Raw genomic sequence first — 17,842 nt, 5'->3', positions numbered from 1 at the left:
ATCGTTAGAAGCTGAAGGTTCTTTCTGGCCCGGTCCGGATGAATGCGATGGGGGACTGCTGCACGTGAGCATGATGGAGCAAGGTGAGCCGCAGGGTTTCTCTCTGTCGGATCTCGTGGTGGTCCTGCGGACCTACTGGCTGACGATCGTGGGGATCACCGCCTTGGCCTTGGCCCTGGCCGTGGGCTGGTATGCGATCCAGCCGCGCATCTACCAGGCCTCCGCCGTCGGCCTGGTGGTGACCGGTGGTGGCGGCGACATGGGCACGGCCATGGCCGGTGATACTCTGGCCCAGGCCAAGGCGCTGCGGTACAAGGCGTTGGCCGAGTCGAAGCTCGTGTTCGACCGGGCGGCCCTGCTCCTGGGCAACTATGACACGGGAATCAATGCCACCATCAAAGCCACGGTGGCACCGGGATCGCCTGAAGTGACCATCACCGCCGAATCCGGCGACGCCAAGGAGGCCAAGCGGGTGGCAGACGGCTGGGTCACGGCCCTGGCCAATCAGGTGCGGGATCTGGAGTCGCAGAACACTCCCAAGGGCCAGACCCCGGTGGTACGTCTGGAAGCCCTCACCTCCGCCGACATCCCCAGGGTTCCGGTGTATCCGGTCCTGAACGTGACACTCCTGATCGGCGGCGGAGCAGGCCTGCTGATCGGGCTGGTGGTGGTCCTGGTCCGGAATCAGCTGGACCGGCGCATCCGGACCGCCGCGATTGTGGAGAGGAAATTCCACCAACCGGTCATCGGGACGCTTCCGCGCGACAGACGACTCCAGGATCATTCCCAGGTTCTGGATGACGTGGCGGGATTTGGCCGGGCATCCGCCGGGCATGCCATGGCGGAGGCGTTCCGTGAACTCCGCACGAACTTCCGCTTCATTGATGTGGACAACCCGCCGCGGGTACTGGCGGTCACCAGTTCGCTGCCGGGCGAGGGCAAGTCGACCGTGATCAGCAACCTCGCCGCCACGCTCGCCGCCGCAGGTGAGAACGTGGTGGTGCTCGACGCCGATCTCCGGCGTCCCAGCCTTCACACGGTGTTCGGAGTGATCGGGGATGTGGGGGTCACCGACGTGCTCGCTGGTCGGACGGCGGTCGAGGAAGTGCTGCAAGACTGGGGCCAGCTGCCCAATCTGAAGATCCTGGCGGCCGGGCGCGTTCCGCCGAATCCCTCAGAGCTCCTGGGCTCCAACGCCATGCGGTCCCTGCTGAGAGAGCTCTCCCAGCACGGTTACGTGCTCGTGGACACGCCGCCGCTGCTGCCCGTCACCGATGCCGCAGTACTCTCCCGGATCGTGGACGGCACCTTGCTGGTGGCACGGGCCGGCCGGACCACCACCGACAGTCTGGGACGTGCCCTGGGCAACATTGAGCGTGTGAAAGGCCACGTCCTGGGTGTGATCATCAACTGTGTGGCGACCCTCGGCCCTGAAGGGTACAACTACCGGTACTACGGTTCCTACAAGAGCAAGCGCCACGGCGTCCGGCGGCATCTCGGGCGGAAGGCTGCGAAATCGGACAAATCCCCTGAGAACGGGAAGTCCGCCCAGTCGGCCAGGCGTTCCTCTGGGACTCAGGCGGATGACAAGGCACGGGTGTAGATTTTGCAGGTCAGCGCGGCCCAGATGCATCCGTGTAGATGTCCCGGATCTTGGACACGACGCTCGTCCAAGTGTATTCAGGAGCGCTTGCCAGGGCATTCGTTGCGAATTTCTTGGCCACGTCCGGGTCGCACATTCTGAGCATTGCATCGGCAAGCCCGTCGACGTCCCCCGGATCGACTGTGAGACCGGCCGAACCGATGACGTCGGATGCCCCCCCGAGATTGCCGCCGATACTTGGGACGCCTGCGTGTTTGGCTTCAGCGAACACGATCCCGGCTGCTTCGAACACGGAAGGCACCACGAGGCATGTCACCGTCGACCAGATCCGGCTGACGGTTCGCGCCGACTCTGGATCGGAGATCGACACTGGTCCGTGGCCATACACGCCGGGCTCTGTGATTTCAGGGTGGCCGCCGACGAGATGCAACTCGCTCTTCGGATGCTTCTCCCGGATCTTTCTGAACGCTTCCACCACCGTGGGGACTCCTTTCGTCTCCCACACTCGAGCCAGAAAAAGGAACTTCGGCACTGTCCAATCGCGGTCTTCAGCTGGGACGCCTGGGAAGTTCACACCGATGCCGACTTCATAGGCCCGACGCGGATCCAGCCCGCATTCCTGAACAGCGGACGTTGAAGCCCACGACGTAGTGAACGCCGCGCCCGAAACTGTTCGGTATACGGCCCGTTGGCGGGAAGCCCGCCGCCGGTACTGCGGGAAGGTCATCAGGTGCCAGTTGGTCTGTTCAGAAAGCATTGCCTGAGGAATCGTCATGTCTTCGAATGACACCAGGTTGTCGTGTCGGACCCTGTAGGAAGTCCCTACTTGCAGCACGCCATCCACCCGGCCGGCGCGCCGCAACCGCCATCGCCCGATGACAGTCGCGATCGATCCGTATGCGGCGCTCATGAGGGCGACCTTCCTTGCGCGGTCCACTGCCGTCCTCAAACCCAGGTTCCGAAATCGCCACAGCTGTGTAGCGGCTATGCAGTCACGAAGGAGTATCGCAGCCATGGGGGAAGGCAGGACGGAGATGGGGACCACATCGTCACCCGCATCCCTGAACCCGGCTACGAGATTCGCAGGGGTCCCGGACCACAAAGATTTGTCGTCGGGGTCACCAGTGAACAGGATTGCAATTCTCACCCAATGCCTCAATCTCCCCGAAAAGCGGCTTCAGCATACACGTACTCGAGTGGCTGGTAGAAGAGCAATAGTCGGGCTTCAAACGTGCTGGTACCTTTTGGATACATGGGAGACGCTATGACGGCTTTCGAGAACCGAAGAATCTTGGTCGTCTCGCCACATGCGGACGATGCGGCTCTTTCCTGCGCGGGTCTGCTTGCTTTGGCCGATTCAACGATCTTGACAGTCATGGGTGGGGTAGCCAACGGAGATGCTCCCAGCGCGTGGGACGCCGCTTGTGGTTTCACTCATCCCAGGGAAGCCGCTCAGACCCGTGAGCAGGAAGATCGAGCAGCAGCTGAGACACTGGGTTGCGCTCTCGAGCGGCTCCGATTGATCGATGCCTCATACTTGGGCAGAGCGCACGACGAGGCGGATCGAGCGGCGCTGAGGACCGCAGTCGATGCTTGGATACAAGCAGAGTATCTGGATCGCGGCACCCGTCGGTGGCGTCCAGTGGTGGCTATCCCTGTCGGCGCGGGTCTCCGAATGACACGGCCGGTCCGTGCACGAGGCAGGAAGGACGCGCCGGAGACGACCCAGGCTGCTTCCGCAGGGGTAAGTCCTTGGTCTCGTGGGCTGCAGCTGATCCTTGCGCCTCTCAGGAGGATCAAGCATCGGGCGTATGTCCGACGGAAGCGGACGTTGCAAGCCAGAGGACTTCTGGCCCACTCCGACCATGCTTTCGTCAGGGATGTACTTCTAGAGCATCTTTTCTTGCGTGACGACGTGGACCTGTTGCTCTACGAGGAGCTCCCCTATCTATGGCATCAACAGGGCGATGCGGAAGCCTCACGTCTGGCCGACGAGATCGGGTTTACTGCGAGCGAGATCAGCTGGGGGGTGGACAGCACTTTTAAGACGGAGGCTGTGGGGAAGTATTCAAGCCAGCTCAAGCATCTCGACCCCCAATCCCGGCGTCTCGAGTCGAAGGAGACCTTGCCGATCTTCGAGCGTGGCTGGTGGGTGCGGTGGCCCCGGACCATGGACGGCTCCGGCATGTGATCGTCAGTGGCGGACGCATGGATGACACCATAGAATCGACCAACAGCGTTGGGTGTATCTGGGGGATTGGCTGATGTTCGCAGACGGTTTGATGGCCGAAGCGAATTTGCGATTTCGGACGCACGTTGGTTACTGGCGCAGGGTCGTGGATCGTCTGTTTGACCCTGATTCCCGTTGCCGGCGGCGGGCGGTGAGCGCCGGAATGGACATTCCGCGACTGCCGTACATCAGGCGTTCAGTCTGGGCGGTATCAATGGTTCGCAACGAAGCCGATGTGATCAAGTTCAGCGTGATGAATCTGCTCCGGCAAGGCGTCGACGCGGTTCTGATAGCGGACAATCTCTCCACGGATGAAACGTCCGCGGTTCTCCGGCGTCTCGCAGGAGAATACCCGGTGTACGTCGCGCATGATATCGAACCTGCTTACTTTCAGGCTGAGAAGATGACCTTGCTTGCTGAGGCGGCCGCCAAAGCCGGGGCGGCGTGGGTGGTGCCGTTCGACGCCGATGAGTTCTGGTCCGTCCCATCCGGGGATTTGAAGAGCACGCTCCTTGGACTTCAGGAGCCGAAGGCGCGCGCTACCGTCCGTAATGTGTTCCCGGTGGAGGAAGGGAGCCTTCGAGGGATGGTCAATGGTGCCGAAGAAATTCTTCCCAAGTCCGCCTTTCGTCCTTATCCAGGCTTCCATATTGAGACCGGTAATCACTTCGTCGACCGACCCGGGCGCGAAGCAGGCGGCATCACGGTTCTGCATTTCCCATGGCGGTCCCGATCTCAGATTCGCGCAAAATCACAGACAGGTCGGTTGGCCCTTGAGCGGGCAGGGCACGAGGCAGGGATCGGTTCTCAGTGGCGCGAGATGGCCAAGGTTGATGAAAGTGCCGTTGAAGCCGCCTGGAGGTCTTTGGTTGAGATGAAGCCATGGAAAGAGTTCGGAATTGAAGCTCAGGGTCCGTTCACGGAAATCGACCTTGTGACGCTGAGCCAGCGGACGGTGGACGACCGATGATTCTGGCAGGAGCGCGTACAGTCGTCCTCGAGCGCTTGCGCCGCCACGGGCGCCCGATCATCTGGCCGGCTGAAGGAATCAACGGAGGCAATTACCTCTATCTCTGGCTCAGGGCTTGGTGCTTCCAACGTCGCGGTTTGGACGCTCGAGTTCGGCACCGGCCGAACATGGGTCCCTGGCTAAAGGAGTTTCCGGCACTTGCTCCTTTGACCCTTCCTGCGGAAGACGTCCGGTTCCGTGATCAGCGTCTTCTGGGATGGCACCAAGGCTATGGCGATGACTTCAGCCAGAGCGAACTGCAAGAGTTCATCTCCGATGTGCTCCTTCAGTCTGTAACGTTCAGAGCTGCCAGAGACGACGCCGAGGAACAAATCGGGGACATCGATGTAGTCGTCAATGTCCGACGAGGAGACTACTACTCAGTGGAGGGTAACCGTCGCAACTATGGCTTCGACATCCGGGCCTATGCCCAAGCTGCGGTTGCGAGTCTGCTTCCTGGCGGTCCGGAATCTGTCGCCTTCGTCTCTGACGACCTTGATTGGTGCTATAGGGAGCTGCCCGGGCTCTGGGAAGGGACGCGTGTGGTGCTCATCCCACGCTCAGGGATGATGTCGGACTTCGCAGCTTTGGCGGTGGCCCAGAGACTCGTTTTGGCGAACTCCACATTTTCGTACTGGGGAGGCTATATCAACACTCAAGTCCGGCTCCAGCCCGGCCGGATCGCGGCGCCCGAGTTCCACTCCCGCAACATCAACGAGGGCAAATCGTGGCACCTCGACCCGCGGTGGACAATCATTCGGAACGCCGCTTCTGAGATGTACCGGAGCCGCCGAAATGATTGGTGATCTCAAGAGCGCTTTCAGTCTTGTTACAACGCCTTACCGAGGCTGGATGATCTTGGCCGCACTCGGATCTGCTGGCATCGCAGTGTTGGACATGGTGGGTATCGCGGCCACGCTTCCGCTCATGCAGCTCATCGTGACCGGCAGCATGGCGCCGGCTCTGCAAGCACTTCTCGGCACGCTCTTCGGCTCGCTCGAGATCAAGTCAACCATTCTCATCATGGCCTGCACTGTCATCGGAGTTCTTGTTGTTAAGAGCTTGTTAGGAATCGGGTTTCGTTGGTGGATGCTTAAGAAATCCACCAAGCTCGAGTCGGAGGCTTCTATTGAGCTCTTCAGGCTATTTATGTCGACCACCTACCTGTCGCATAAAGCCAGAAACCTGGGGGAGATCAATCGTGATATTTCTGCGGCAGTCCCTCAAGCCTTTGGTCAGGTGGCCATGGGGTTCATTGCAGGGCTGGCTGACGCGCTGACGATTATCGGTATTTTCATCGTGCTTTTGGCAGTATCTCCTCTCGCAACCACGTTCACGGTGATCTTCTTCGGTGCGGCGTTGCTTTCTATTCAGTCTGTATTCAGGCGAAAGTACCGGGCTGTCGGCTTGGAACTCGCGGAGAGTGATGTTAATTCCTGGGCGGCGATGATTCCTGCTCTCAGCAGCTTCAGGGAGACCCGCGTGAGCATGAAGGAAGAACATTTCATAGGACGATTCGCGGAAGCGAAAAACTCAAGGGCATCTGCAGCCCGGAGACTGTCCATGTTCGCTGAGATGCCGAAGTACGTGCTCGAAGTCGGGTTCGTTGTAGGGCTCGGTCTGCTCGCTCTCCTGCTGTTCTCATTCGAGCCATCCAACGCAGCCACAGCGACCCTGGGCGTCTTCGCTGCGGCGTCGACCCGGATCTTGCCAACCCTGAACAGGCTTCAGGCAACGAGCGCCATGATCCGTTCAGGGCAGGTCGGGCTGGAGCTGATCGGTAAGTGTGTGAGGGACCTCGACTCGACTCAGGAAGTGTATGCGAGTTCTGGCCGGATTCCCCAGGGCCGGCACGATCTGGAGTTCAGCGGAGTCTCCTACCGGTACCCGGATTCTGAATTTCCGGTCGTTCAGAATCTTGACCTTGATTTTCCTGATGGGAAGACGACAGCGCTCGTCGGGGGGAGCGGAGCGGGGAAGAGTACGATACTTGACCTCTTGCTCGGAGTGATACGGCCCGACACGGGAACGATTGAGTATGGTGGAACGTCGATCGACGTTGATCCGCGGGGCTGGTTCTCCAGAGTTTCGCTCGTCCCTCAAGACATCTACCTCGTCAACGATTCAGTGGAACGGAACATCGCTTTCGGCGTCGATGACGACGAAATTGACCGAGAGCTGTTGTCAGAAGTAATTCGAGATGCTCAGCTCGAGGATGTCATCGATTCATTGCCGCAGGGGCTGAGCACTCGCATTGGTGAATGGGGCGCACGTCTTTCCGGAGGGCAGAAGCAGCGTGTCGGTATTGCGCGGGCCCTTTACAGACGTCCGCAAATATTGATTCTGGACGAGGCGACTTCGGCTCTGGACAATCTGACCGAAAGGAAGATTTCCGATACAGTCACAGCGCTTGCCGGCCGGATGACGGTGGTGATCGTGGCGCACAGACTCTCAACGGTCAGGAACGCAGAGACGATCTACTTCCTTGAAGCAGGCAGGGTCGCGGCGCGCGGAGGATTTGAAGACCTGGTCCAGAGAAGCCCCGAGTTTGCTCGCCTCGCGAGACTGGGCGGTCTGGCGTGAATGCATACGACGTGACAATTGTGATTCCGCACTACGGCCCCGCTGAGCAGACTCGGAGTCTGGTCCGTTCGCTGCGGCAGCAATTCCATGGCCCCATCGTGGTGGTCGACGACGCTTATCCCGAGCCCTACGAGACCGGGGATAGTGAGATCCTGGTGCGCAGGGACTCAAATGGGGGGTTCGGTTCGTCTGTCAACTCTGGGCTTGCCGGTGTGAGCACCACCCACGCCGTGGTGCTCAACAGTGATCTCACCTTCGGCGAGGGTTTCATCGGAGCCCTTCAGCGCGCCGTCGAACGCTGGCCGGAAGCCGTTCTCAGCCCTCAGATTCTCGGGCACGATGGCTGCCCTCAGTGGGTCGGCCGCCATTTCCCTCGGGTGGTGCACCAGTTCGTTGAATGGCTGACTCCTTTGGCACGTTTTCGGCATCTCCGGTTGCTTCATGAGGCGGTCGGCCATGACACGCGTGTCTCCACGGGCGATGTCCCAGTCGATTGGGTCATGGGCGCTGCCATGGTCCTGCCGATGGAGGCTGTGCGAGCCGTGGGAGGTTTCGATGAGCGATTCTTCATGAATTGCGAAGAGGTGGATCTGCAGCGTCGGCTTGCGGCTCGAGGGGTTCATGCCGTCGTGATTTGTGATGCGATCGCCGTGCACGAAGGCGGAGGATCATCCGAGTCCGGCCGACGCCGGCAGTGGTTGGTTGATGCGCGGTTCGTCTATGCCGGAAAATGGGGAGGTGCCAGGCCTTTGAGGGTGGCACTCACCGTGGCCAGCCATATCAACTTCCTGGTCAACATGATTCGTCAGGCAGCCAGGCACAAGGTGGACGCGATTGGCACGCTGAACTTGGAGCGTGCGCTGCTCTCCCACGGCGTGGAGGCCGCGATGCAGGGCAGGGCAAACCGATGAGCAGGGTCCTTCTCATCAGTCCGGCGTTCCACGGATACTACCGTTCGATCGCCGCGGCCCTTGAACAGCAAGGTCATGAGGTGATCGCGTACGCCTACGACTTTCTGGGATCTTTCCCTGACAAGCTGCGTAACAAGATCCGCTTTGAGCTGCCGGCGAGGCTTGGCGCCGGCAGCGGTGAGGAGGCCCGGCGCTGGGCCACTGACCGAGTCCTCTCCGTGTTGAGAAAGACCAATCCTGACCGAGTCGTGGTGATCAAAGGCGACTCTCTGGACTCCCGATTCTGGGATGCCGTGAATTCACGGAACATTCCGCGAGTGCTATGGCTCTATGACGACCTCAAACGGCATGACTACTCGTTCGAGTTCCTTCGGGAGATCGGCCCTGTCGCAAGCTACGCCAAGTCAGAGGTCCAAGTCCTTGCGGAACACGGCGTGAACGCCACATGGCTGCCCAACGGCTTCGATCCCGACCTGGCCCAGCCGACGGATCGCCGCAGCGGTGAGGTGGTCTTTGTCGGATCCCGGTACCCCAACCGGGTGGCGCTGATGGAGGCGCTGATGGAGGCGGGAGTTCCTCTGCGGGTATACGGGCGGCAATGGTCGCACCACTGGGTGGACCGGCTGCGCACCTGGGAGTTGTCGCGCCCCCAACTTCCCTCTGAGCGGGATATCCCTCTGTCGGAAGCCTACCGGGTGCAGGCGGAGGCGGCCGCGGCGATCAACATTCACGGATTGCAGGAAGGCCTCGCGATGCGGACTTTCGAAGTGCCCGGGATGGGCGGCCTTCAGCTCATCGACCGCGAGGATGTTGCGGAGTTCTACGAACCGGGCAAGGAAGTGCTGGTGTTCCGCTCCCAGGATGAACTCGTTGAACTGGCTGCGAAGGTGGTCCGTGAGCCCGGCTGGGGTCAGGGGATTCGTGAGGCGGGACGCCGGAGATCGCTCGCCGAGCACACCTTCGCCCACCGGATGTGCATCCTGGACGGAATGTGGTCCGCATGAAGGACCTTCCAGCGAACGGGCTCATGTTCCCATCAGATCTGGCGGACTGGTCCGCCTGGCACCGCCGGCAGAATTCACTCCGCTACGTGAAGGACCGTGTTCTCCGCCGTCAAGACAGGCCCGAACCGGTCCTCATGCTGGCGGTGCGCGGCCGGGAACCGGGCACGCTGATCGCGGTGGAGGCGTCCACACCGGCCCAACAGGCCGCGCTCCTGGATCCGGCCGAGCGGCTGCCATCGGACGAACCGCTGGCGGTGCTGGCTCCGCAGCGTATTCCCCTGCCTGGTGGGCCCTGGACCTGGCAGCCCGCGGACCGTGAGCTTCCTTCAGCCCTTCGCTCTCTTCACGTTGTTCTGGTGGTAGGGCACTATCTGCCTGCCGGTTCGCTCGCGGTGCGCTGGGCGGGCGATCTCCGGGCCGACGTCGTCGTGGTCCAGCACGGCTTGCTGACGCCGTATGCCCCTCCGCTGCCACACGGTGCCACCGTGCTGGCTTTCGGAGACGCCGATCTGGAATTCCTCCGGGCCGGACGGAACGATCTACGTGGGTATGTCGTCGGCTCTCAGTTGCTCTGGAACGCGCTTCAGACCAGCACCGCCAGGGACACCGATGCGGAGGCGCCGCCTGTCTATCTCGGACAACTCCATGGCGCTGAGATGGGAAGAAGCCGCAAAGCCGCGTCGGCATCGGAATTCTTGCGTGACACCGGCGCCAGCTATCGTCCTCACCCTTCCGAGAACGACATCCTGTCCCGTCTCCAGCACGAGCGGTGGCGGCGGAGAGGCATCACCATCGATGACGGCTCCATCCCGTTGAAGGACCTCGACCGTCCCGTGGTGTCAATCTTCTCCACTGGAATACTCGAGGCGGCCGTCCGCGGTCTCCCCGCCTGGTCGCACTACGCCCGCCCGCCCGCCTGGCTCGAAGCGTTCTGGGACCGCTACGGCATCCACCGCTGGGGGGATACCCCCACGCTGGCTCCGCAGACGCCGAGCCGGGAGCCTGCCCAAGCCATTGCTGATCATCTTCTCAGGAGCCGTCGATGAATATTCTCTGCGTCATCCCGGTGCGGGGTGGATCCAAGGGGATCCACCGGAAGAATGTCCGAGAAATCGCTGGAAAGCCGCTGGTTGCGTGGACGATTGAACAGGCACTCGCCGCGAGACCGGCGATGGACGTCCTCGTGTCCACAGACGATCCGGAAATCGCCGAGGTTGCCCGGGATTGTGGTGCGGCCGTTCCATTCCTCCGTCCGTCGATGCTTGCCGAAGACACGACTGCAACGGAGCCGGTCATTCTTCATGCGATTGATTTCCGAACAGGACAAGGGCGGCGTCCTGATGCCGTCATGCTGCTCCAGGCGACCTCGCCGTTGAGACTTCCTGGGACGGTGGATCGGGCGATCAAAGAGTTCGAAGCGTCATTGGTGGATTCCATGGTCGGCGTTGTGCCCCAGACTCCGTTTCTGTGGAGAATAGCGGCGAGCGCCGATCCAGGATCCATGAATCCTGTGCCCGAGTATCCCGTCGACGCCCGTCCCAGACGGCAGGATCTTGACGGGAAGGACTTTTTCTATCGGGAGACCGGGTCACTTTATTTGACGAAGACCGAAGTGTACCTGGCCAAGGCGAATCGTCTCGGTGGACGGATTGGGCTGTTCATCATGGATGAGGTTGAAGGCACGGACGTGGATACGGAAGTCGACTGGTTGAACGCGGCGGCGATGCTCCATTCCATCAGCCCATCATCCGGTCAGGTCATGAAGTGAATACGCGCGGCCGGGGGCGCTATCTGGAACTTGACGGTCTGCGTGGAATCGCCGCTCTGGCGGTGGTGGTGGGACACTTCACGTATACGTACGACACGGTCTACCCGGGCGATCCGTCTTCAAACCTTCAATTCACGTGGGGAAATTTTGGGGTTGAACTGTTCTTCATGATCAGCGGGTATGTCATCCTCATGACTGCCGACAATGTCAGTCGAGCCGCCGACTTCGCAGTGTCTCGAGTATCGCGGCTCTACCCCACCTATTGGATCGCGCTCGCGGTGAGTGTAGTGGTGGCCTGGTTCGTCAAGATTCCGGGAGTACCACTCGACCCGGTAACGATCCTGGTCAATCTCTCAATGGTCCAGCGGTGGTTTCTGGTCAAGGACGTCAACGATGCGTTTTGGACACTTGCCGTCGAGATGCAGTTCTATGTCTTGGTCTTCCTGCTGCTTGTGTTCATGAAGAGCCGGCTGCGGGACAAGGCCGTGACGCTCGTCCTGAGCATATGGCTGGTTGTTGCCACGTTGGTGACTGGATGGATAGTTCTCAGGCACGGCATTGGGGTCGGCAACGGACTTCCCAGACTGGACAAGCTCATCCTCAACGGGACGCTCGCAGAATACGGCCCTCTTTTTTGCGTGGGGATCCTTGCCTATCGATTCCGTCAGGGAAGGGGGCGGTTCTGGCTCGTCCCGGCAGCGCAAGTGCTCGCGGTTGCTACGGGAGCGGCGGTCTGGGGCTGGAGATACGGGCTTGGGGTGCTTGCCGTGTGCATCGCATTTTCAGTGGTGGTCGCGTTCCGGAGTGTGCCACTTCTCAGGTGGCATCCCATTCAGTTCTTCGGAAAAATAAGCTATTCGCTCTATGTGATTCACGTTGTGGTGGGCTATGCCCTCATACACTTGTTTGTTCAGGGCATCGGGAGGGTTCCGGCTGAGTCTGTGGCGCTCATTGTGGTGGTTGCGGCAGCAGTCATCTTGAACAGGGTGGGTGAAGTCCGGCTTTCCGGTGCGTTGAAATCCGTGCTGAAGCGCAAACTGGCACCTTCCGGGAAGCACTCCGTTCATACCCGCCCGTGACCCTGGCGATATCCTGAACAGGCTTGCGTGTCCGGGACGTAGTGGCAATCGAGCACCCGAAATTACCTGGGACTTGGGGGAGCAGTAAACCATGATCATCGAGCGGAGCATCACGCCGTACATCGTGCATTCGGAGGACTCGGTCCTCAACGCACTCCACAAGATCACGGCGAACAAGGAACGGATCGTCTTCTGCGTCAACGCCCACGGCGTGCTGGAAGGCTCCTTTTCCGACGGGGACTTCCGGCGCTGGATCGTCGACAATCCGGACATCGACCTCGAAGCGTCCGCAGTGCAGGCCTCCAACCGGCAGGTCCGCAGCGGCCGGATCACCGGGACCCCGCAGGACTGGAAACCGCTGTTCTCCGGTGCGGTGACACACCTTCCACTCGTGGATGCACGCGGCCACCTGGTGGCCATCGCCATCGACCGGAGCGATGTCATGAGCATCGGCAAACACCGGATCGGTGAAGGCCAGCCGGCCTTCGTCATCGCCGAGATCGGCAACAACCACAACGGCTCCGTGGAACTGGCGAAGGAACTCGTGGACCTGGCCGCAGAGGCCGGCGCGGACGCCGTGAAGTTCCAGCTCCGTGACATGGACGCCCTGTACCGGCAGTCGGGCGCCGCCACCGCAGGAGAAGACCTCGGGGCCCAGTACACCCTTGATCTCCTGTCCAGGTTCTCCCTCCCGGCGGAGAAGCTGTTCGAGGCCTTCGACCACGCACGCTCTCGTGGCATCGAGGTCATGTGCACCCCGTGGGATTCCCCCAGCGTGCAGGCCCTGGTGGACTATGGGGTCCACGGGCTCAAGATCGCCTCCGCGGACCTGACCAACCACGAACTCCTGCGGGACGCCGGCTCCCGCGGGATCCCGCTCATCCTCAGCACCGGCATGTCCCGGGAAGACGAGATCCGCGAGACCACGCATCTTCTGAGGAACCTCGGGACCAACTTCGCCATGCTGCACTGCCAGTCGACCTATCCGGCGCCGTTCAAGGACGTGAACCTGGCGTACATGGACCGGCTCGGGAAGATCACGGAGACCATCGTCGGGTACTCCGGGCACGAGCGCGGCTTCCACGTGCCTGTCGCCGCGGTCGCCCGCGGTGCCCGCATCATCGAGAAGCATTTCACCGTGGACCGGGACATGGAAGGCAACGACCACAAGGTCTCGCTCCTCCCGGACGAGTTTGCCGAGATGATGCGGCAGATCCGCGACGTCGAGTCCGCCATGGGCAGCAGCGCCCCGCGGCAGGTGTCCACCGGCGAGATGATGAACCGGGTCACCCTGGCCAAGTCCCTCGTCGCATCGCGGCCGCTGGCCGCCGGCACGCTCTTGACGGCGGAGGACGTCGCCGTCAAGAGTCCCGGCCGCGGCCTCCAGCCGAACGTCCTGCCGCAGCTGCTGGGCCGGACCATCCGGCGGGACATGGAGGAAGGCGACTTCTTCTTCCATGGCGACCTGGCCGACGTCGTGCCCTCCGGCCGGGACTTCACCTTCCGCCGGCCGTGGGGCCTGCCCGTCCGCTACCACGACCACGCGAAGCTGATCGCCGACTGCACGCCCGACTTCCTCGAGTTCCACTTCTCCTACAAGGACCTGGACATCGACACTGAGTCCGTGTTCAGCAAGCCGCTGGACATGGGCTTCACCACGCACCTCCCGGATCTGTTCGCCGGTGACTTCCTGGTGGATCTGTCCTCCTTCGAGAAGGACGTCTGGGAACGGTCCATCTCCGAGGTGCAGCGCACCGTGGACATCACGCGTTCCCTGGGACGGTGGTTCACCCGCGAGGATGAGCCCATCATGGTGGTGACCATGGGCGGATTCACCAAGGACCGGCACCTGGACCCGCCGGCCCGGGCCGACAAGTACCAGCGGATCGCCGAGGCACTCAAACGCCTGGACACCTCCGGTGTCCGGATCGCCGCACAGACCCTCCCGCCGTACCCGTGGCTCATGGGTGGCCAGCAGTTCCACAATTTGTTCCTGGACCCTCGTGACACGGCCGATTTCGCTGCGTCCACCGGGACGGCGCTGTGCCTGGACGTCAGCCACTCCAAACTGGCGGCGAACTTCCTCAACATGCCGTTCTCCGAAGCCGTGGAGCTCCTGGCGCCGCACACCATCCACCTGCACCTGGTCGACGCCACCGGGGTGGATGGCGAAGGTGTTCAGGTGGCCGAAGGTGAGGTGGACTGGGCCGCGCTCGCCGGCCAGCTGGACCGCCTGGCACCGGGCGTGAGCTTCATCCCGGAGATCTGGCAGGGGCACGTGAACAACGGCGAGGGTTTCTGGACGGCCCTGGACAGGCTGGAACAGTGGTTCTGAGCCCGCAGTCCGTAACGCCCACCGCACTGTGGGTGGTGCCCGTGGCCGCGCTGGGCGGGGTGGCACGTCACGTCCTGGATGTGGCCGACGTCGGGCTGCCGGGCTGGCATCTGGTGGTCCTCTGCCCTGACGGTCCACTGGCCGAGCGTCTGCGCGAGCGGAACGTCGCGGTGCTGACCGGGCCGTTCGGGCCCGACGCCGGGGCACTCGCCTCGGTGCGTTTCCTGCGGTCCCAGCTGAAGCGCCTCCGTCCCGCCGTGGTGCATTCGCACCTGGCCTTCGCGGACGTGGTGACGGCTGTGGCGTCGCTCGGCCTGCCGGTCCGCGTGGTCACCACCGAGCACGGGATCGCCGACGACGACGCGGTCTACCACGGCTCGGTGTGGAAGTCCCGGGTGAAGGCGGTCATGCATCACTGGCGGCTGAAGCGGGCCGACTCGGTCATCGCCGTCGCAGAGGCCACCGCCGCCGTGATGCGGAGGAAGTGGAAGCCGCGTCGGGAGATCGTGGTGATCCCCAACGGGGTGGATCCCGAGGAAGTGGCGGCGCGGATCGGGGATCGCCCGCCCCCGCAGGCAGGGGAGGGACCGCGGATCCTCTCCTTGTCCCGGCTGGCGCCGGAGAAGCGCATCGATGTCCTTCTGGACGCGTTCGCTCGGCTCCTTCCGGAGCGCCCGGGCGCGACCCTCACGGTGGCCGGGGAAGGACCGGAGCGCCACGCGCTGGAGCGACAAATGGAGCGGCTCCGGGTCCGGGAATCCGTCACCTTTCCCGGGTTCCTTGATTCGGGGGACGCCATGGCGCACGCTGATGTGATGGTTCAGCTGTCGGGGTGGGAGAACTGCTCCTACACGCTCCTCGACGCAACGGCGGCCGGGATCCCGGCCGTGGCGAGCGATGCCGGCGGAAACCGGGAGATTCTGCCCCCGGAGGCACTGGTCCTCGGGTGGGATCCGGAGACGATCGCTAGAGCCGTGCTGCGCGCGGAGGCCGACGGTTCCGCGGGCCAGTTCAGGTGGATCAGCCGAGCACAGATGGCACAGAGGATTACCGAGGAATACGAGGCCTGCCGATGAGCTTCCACGACACGACAGTTCAGACGGGCCGGCGCGCGAAGGCTACGGGGCCGAGAATCCTGACTCTTCAGTTCATCTTGGGAGCGGTCCTCATCTTTGAAGCGCCGTTTCCCGGAGTGCCCGGAAACATCCCTGGGCAGAACTTTGCGGCTGCAGCGCTGGTCTTGATGGGGCTGTTCCGGCGTCCTGGATGGCGGATCAGCCGCTTCCGTAGCTTCGTTCCCTATTGGGCAGCGCTCATCGTATACCTGGTGGTCGAGTCGATGATCAATGAGGTCGACTGGACGCGGCGCGCCATCCGATTGGTGCTCATGGTGGCACTTGCGGCGCAGCTGGGTACAGGGCGACTTGATATCCGGTCCGTGCTCTGGGGACTCATGACAGGCATGATCCTGAACATACCCCTGTTCTACTTGCACCTGACGCAAGATCAATACGATGGGTATTTGACAGGATTTTTGAATGACAAGAACGTTGCAGGCCTCTACTATGCATTGATCCCGATCCTTTTGACGGTACTCGTGAAGAAGCGAAACTCTCGTCTGCTCCTGATCGCGATCGGTGTGGGTGCAACGTTTCTCACGGGTTCTCGGACTGCGTTGGCGGCGCTTCTTCTCGCGCTCGTCTGGGTTGTGGTGACCAAGCGGCTTGGGCCGAGTCTGCAGCTGCCTTTTCTGCTTCTGCTCTATTTCAGTGAGCAGTTCATTGAAGAGCGCTTCGCAAGCTCGGGCCTGCTCGGGGACAGGGCCGGAACCGACCAGCTCCGCGGCTGGATCGCGGATGCTTCCTGGAACTTGGTCCATCAGACCCCTTGGTATGGCGGTGGCCTCGGGCAGGCCACCGTGCAGGTGATCGGCAAGACCTGGTTCTTTCACGATTCGTATCTGGCGCTTTACCGTGAAGGAGGCTGGATCGCGCTCATTGGCGTCGCTGGATTCCTTCTCGTTATCGGCTTGCGCCTGTTCGGTGGCGGCCGTGCACTTGTTCCGGTTGCCTTCGAGGCTGGCGCCGTGATCACCCTGATCTGTGCCTCCAAGCTTGGCGAGGTGTTTCTCGCAATGCCGACATTCATCCTGCTAGGTTGCCTCTTCATGTCCAGGAACTCATCCGTGTTGGCTGACAGCATCAGATTGAGGGCGTCTTCTTCCGACGCCCCGGAGTCGGAACCCCGCATTCATGAGCGCTGAAGTGCCGATTCTGATCGCAGCCAACCAAGGGGAGATCGGTGGCGGCGAGGTGATGCTTCTCAGCCTTGCCGAGGTTCTCCGCGAGCTGGGAGTACGGCCCATTGTTGTTGCGCCCGGGCAACCCGGGGACGTGATTGCAGCGGCTGAGCGGAGAGGCTTCGACGTGATTCCGCTGGGTTCCGGGCGTCTGTCCTACGGGCTTCGTCTTAGGCGGCTCTCTCGGCAGCACGGTGCTCTTCTCTGGTGCAACGGTCTCTACCCGGCCTTCGTCACGGCAGGCATGAAACACCGGGTCGTGCATTTGCACCAGCTTCCGCTGGGGGTCCGTCGACTTATGACCGCTGTGGCCCGGCTGCGAGCCGACAAGACCCTGGTACCTTCGCGGTTCATCGCACGGCACGTTCCGGGAAGCGAGGTTCTGCCGAACTGGGTGTCGCTGGCCGGTGCGCCCCAGGGTACGGAAGCCCGAGAAGCTCAGGCCTTCAGTGTCCACGTCGGTTTCCTTGGCCGGCCGTCGCTCCTGAAGGGAGTGGACACTCTTCTGGAGGCCTTTTCCGCCTTGGAAAGACAGGAACCAGGACGGTACCGCCTGACCATCGCAGGTAAGACCGCGTTCGTCGAAGCCGGCGAAGCTGATGACATCGAAAAGGCCATTCAAGGTGGGGGGCCATCGGTCAGTCGTCTGGAGTGGGTGGTCCCTACGGAGTTCCTGGCCAATATCGATGTCCTGGTGGTCCCATCGGTGGTCCAGGAGAGTTTCGGGCTGGTGGCAGCGGAAGCCATGGCGGCGAGGGTTCCCGTTGTCGTCAGCGACGCAGGGGCGCTCCCGGAGGTTGTTGGGAGGGGCCACCCGTGGATCTTCCCGTCGGGTGATGCGGAAGCACTGGCTGGAACCATTCGTGACGTAGCCCGGTCTCTTCCTGCGGATGAAGTGGTCCGGGCTGCCTATGAACGCTGGAGGGCCGAATACTCCCGGGAAGAGGCCCTGGTGAACGTCAGGAATCTGATGGACCGGCTCGTCGGGCCGGCGGCCCGGGTATGACGGGATCGGGGGAAA

The 17,842-nt window shown here is 62.1% G+C and carries 15 protein-coding genes and 1 pseudogene; 15 read left to right on the top strand and 1 reads right to left on the bottom strand.

Annotation, left to right across the window (positions count from 1 at the left end; all coding sequences use genetic code 11):
- The first annotated feature begins 70 nt into the window (after positions 1 to 70).
- The gene (locus Q9R02_RS11240) at positions 71 to 1,603 is read left to right on the top strand and encodes a tyrosine-protein kinase domain-containing protein (protein WP_305996848.1); all 1,533 of its coding nucleotides are present in this window, start codon (positions 71 to 73) and stop codon (positions 1,601 to 1,603) included.
- Positions 1,604 to 1,613: 10 nt separating this feature from the next.
- Here the strand turns inward: Q9R02_RS11240 and Q9R02_RS11235 are convergent, their stop codons facing one another.
- Positions 1,614 to 2,513, bottom strand: a complete 900-nt coding sequence (locus Q9R02_RS11235) for a glycosyltransferase family 4 protein (protein ID WP_305996784.1) — start codon at positions 2,511 to 2,513, stop codon at positions 1,614 to 1,616.
- A 342-nt stretch (positions 2,514 to 2,855) separates the two neighbouring features.
- On the opposite strand from Q9R02_RS11235, the pseudogene Q9R02_RS16520 reads away from it, so the two are divergent.
- The 14 genes and pseudogenes from Q9R02_RS16520 to Q9R02_RS11170 all read left to right on the top strand — a co-directional run.
- Positions 2,856 to 3,155: pseudogene (locus Q9R02_RS16520) on the top strand (PIG-L deacetylase family protein); the annotation flags it as partial.
- A 351-nt stretch (positions 3,156 to 3,506) separates the two neighbouring features.
- Complete coding sequence (locus Q9R02_RS11230; protein WP_305996783.1) at positions 3,507 to 3,794, top strand: hypothetical protein; 288 nt, start codon at positions 3,507 to 3,509, stop codon at positions 3,792 to 3,794.
- 73 nt (positions 3,795 to 3,867) lie between these two features.
- Positions 3,868 to 4,803: a glycosyltransferase family 2 protein gene (locus Q9R02_RS11225; RefSeq protein WP_305996782.1), complete on the top strand. Its 936-nt coding sequence runs from the start codon at positions 3,868 to 3,870 to the stop codon at positions 4,801 to 4,803.
- Positions 4,800 to 5,648: an alpha-1,2-fucosyltransferase gene (locus tag Q9R02_RS11220; RefSeq protein ID WP_305996781.1), complete on the top strand. Its 849-nt coding sequence runs from the start codon at positions 4,800 to 4,802 to the stop codon at positions 5,646 to 5,648. The genes Q9R02_RS11225 and Q9R02_RS11220 overlap by 4 nt, the downstream gene beginning before the upstream one ends.
- A gap of 121 nt (positions 5,649 to 5,769) precedes the next feature.
- Positions 5,770 to 7,425: an ABC transporter ATP-binding protein gene (locus Q9R02_RS11215; RefSeq protein WP_305996780.1), complete on the top strand. Its 1,656-nt coding sequence runs from the start codon at positions 5,770 to 5,772 to the stop codon at positions 7,423 to 7,425.
- A complete protein-coding gene (locus Q9R02_RS11210; protein WP_305996779.1) occupies positions 7,422 to 8,336 on the top strand; it encodes a glycosyltransferase family 2 protein in 915 nt (304 codons plus the stop codon). The genes Q9R02_RS11215 and Q9R02_RS11210 overlap by 4 nt, the downstream gene beginning before the upstream one ends.
- Complete coding sequence (locus tag Q9R02_RS11205; protein ID WP_305996778.1) at positions 8,333 to 9,340, top strand: CgeB family protein; 1,008 nt, start codon at positions 8,333 to 8,335, stop codon at positions 9,338 to 9,340. The genes Q9R02_RS11210 and Q9R02_RS11205 overlap by 4 nt, the downstream gene beginning before the upstream one ends.
- Positions 9,341 to 9,426: 86 nt before the next feature.
- A complete protein-coding gene (locus tag Q9R02_RS11200; protein ID WP_305996777.1) occupies positions 9,427 to 10,386 on the top strand; it encodes an RNA-binding protein in 960 nt (319 codons plus the stop codon).
- Positions 10,383 to 11,108, top strand: coding sequence for an acylneuraminate cytidylyltransferase family protein (locus Q9R02_RS11195; RefSeq protein WP_305996776.1), 726 nt, complete (start codon positions 10,383 to 10,385; stop codon positions 11,106 to 11,108). Before Q9R02_RS11200 ends, Q9R02_RS11195 begins: the two co-directional genes overlap by 4 nt.
- On the top strand, positions 11,105 to 12,187 hold the full coding sequence (locus Q9R02_RS11190) for an acyltransferase family protein (protein ID WP_305996775.1): 1,083 nt from the start codon (positions 11,105 to 11,107) through the stop codon (positions 12,185 to 12,187). Before Q9R02_RS11195 ends, Q9R02_RS11190 begins: the two co-directional genes overlap by 4 nt.
- A 91-nt stretch (positions 12,188 to 12,278) precedes the next feature.
- Positions 12,279 to 14,522, top strand: coding sequence for an N-acetylneuraminate synthase family protein (locus Q9R02_RS11185; protein ID WP_305996774.1), 2,244 nt, complete (start codon positions 12,279 to 12,281; stop codon positions 14,520 to 14,522).
- The gene (locus tag Q9R02_RS11180; protein WP_305996773.1) at positions 14,513 to 15,598 is read left to right on the top strand and encodes a glycosyltransferase; all 1,086 of its coding nucleotides are present in this window, start codon (positions 14,513 to 14,515) and stop codon (positions 15,596 to 15,598) included. The genes Q9R02_RS11185 and Q9R02_RS11180 overlap by 10 nt, the downstream gene beginning before the upstream one ends.
- Positions 15,595 to 16,785 (top strand): O-antigen ligase family protein, encoded by a 1,191-nt coding sequence (locus Q9R02_RS11175; protein WP_305996772.1) that lies wholly within the window; start codon positions 15,595 to 15,597, stop codon positions 16,783 to 16,785. Before Q9R02_RS11180 ends, Q9R02_RS11175 begins: the two co-directional genes overlap by 4 nt.
- Positions 16,775 to 17,827, top strand: coding sequence for a glycosyltransferase family 4 protein (locus Q9R02_RS11170; RefSeq protein ID WP_305996771.1), 1,053 nt, complete (start codon positions 16,775 to 16,777; stop codon positions 17,825 to 17,827). Before Q9R02_RS11175 ends, Q9R02_RS11170 begins: the two co-directional genes overlap by 11 nt.
- Positions 17,828 to 17,842 lie beyond the last annotated feature (15 nt).

It is taken from the genome of Arthrobacter horti (assembly GCF_030731045.1).
Classification (GTDB): Bacteria; Actinomycetota; Actinomycetes; order Actinomycetales; family Micrococcaceae; genus Arthrobacter_E; species Arthrobacter_E nanjingensis.
Note: the sequence above shows the minus strand (reverse complement) of the source record. Positions and strands in the feature narration are given on the sequence as shown.

Coding starts and splice junctions, on each gene's coding strand:
- Q9R02_RS11240 (WP_305996848.1), top strand. CDS start 71: ATGATGGAGCAAGGTGAGCCGCAGGGTTTCTCTCTGTCGGATCTCGTG.
- Q9R02_RS11235 (WP_305996784.1), bottom strand. CDS start 2,513: ATGAGCGCCGCATACGGATCGATCGCGACTGTCATCGGGCGATGGCGG.
- Q9R02_RS11225 (WP_305996782.1), top strand. CDS start 3,868: ATGTTCGCAGACGGTTTGATGGCCGAAGCGAATTTGCGATTTCGGACG.
- Q9R02_RS11220 (WP_305996781.1), top strand. CDS start 4,800: ATGATTCTGGCAGGAGCGCGTACAGTCGTCCTCGAGCGCTTGCGCCGC.
- Q9R02_RS11215 (WP_305996780.1), top strand. CDS start 5,770: ATGCAGCTCATCGTGACCGGCAGCATGGCGCCGGCTCTGCAAGCACTT.
- Q9R02_RS11205 (WP_305996778.1), top strand. CDS start 8,333: ATGAGCAGGGTCCTTCTCATCAGTCCGGCGTTCCACGGATACTACCGT.
- Q9R02_RS11195 (WP_305996776.1), top strand. CDS start 10,383: ATGAATATTCTCTGCGTCATCCCGGTGCGGGGTGGATCCAAGGGGATC.
- Q9R02_RS11185 (WP_305996774.1), top strand. CDS start 12,279: ATGATCATCGAGCGGAGCATCACGCCGTACATCGTGCATTCGGAGGAC.
- Q9R02_RS11175 (WP_305996772.1), top strand. CDS start 15,595: ATGAGCTTCCACGACACGACAGTTCAGACGGGCCGGCGCGCGAAGGCT.
- Q9R02_RS11170 (WP_305996771.1), top strand. CDS start 16,775: ATGAGCGCTGAAGTGCCGATTCTGATCGCAGCCAACCAAGGGGAGATC.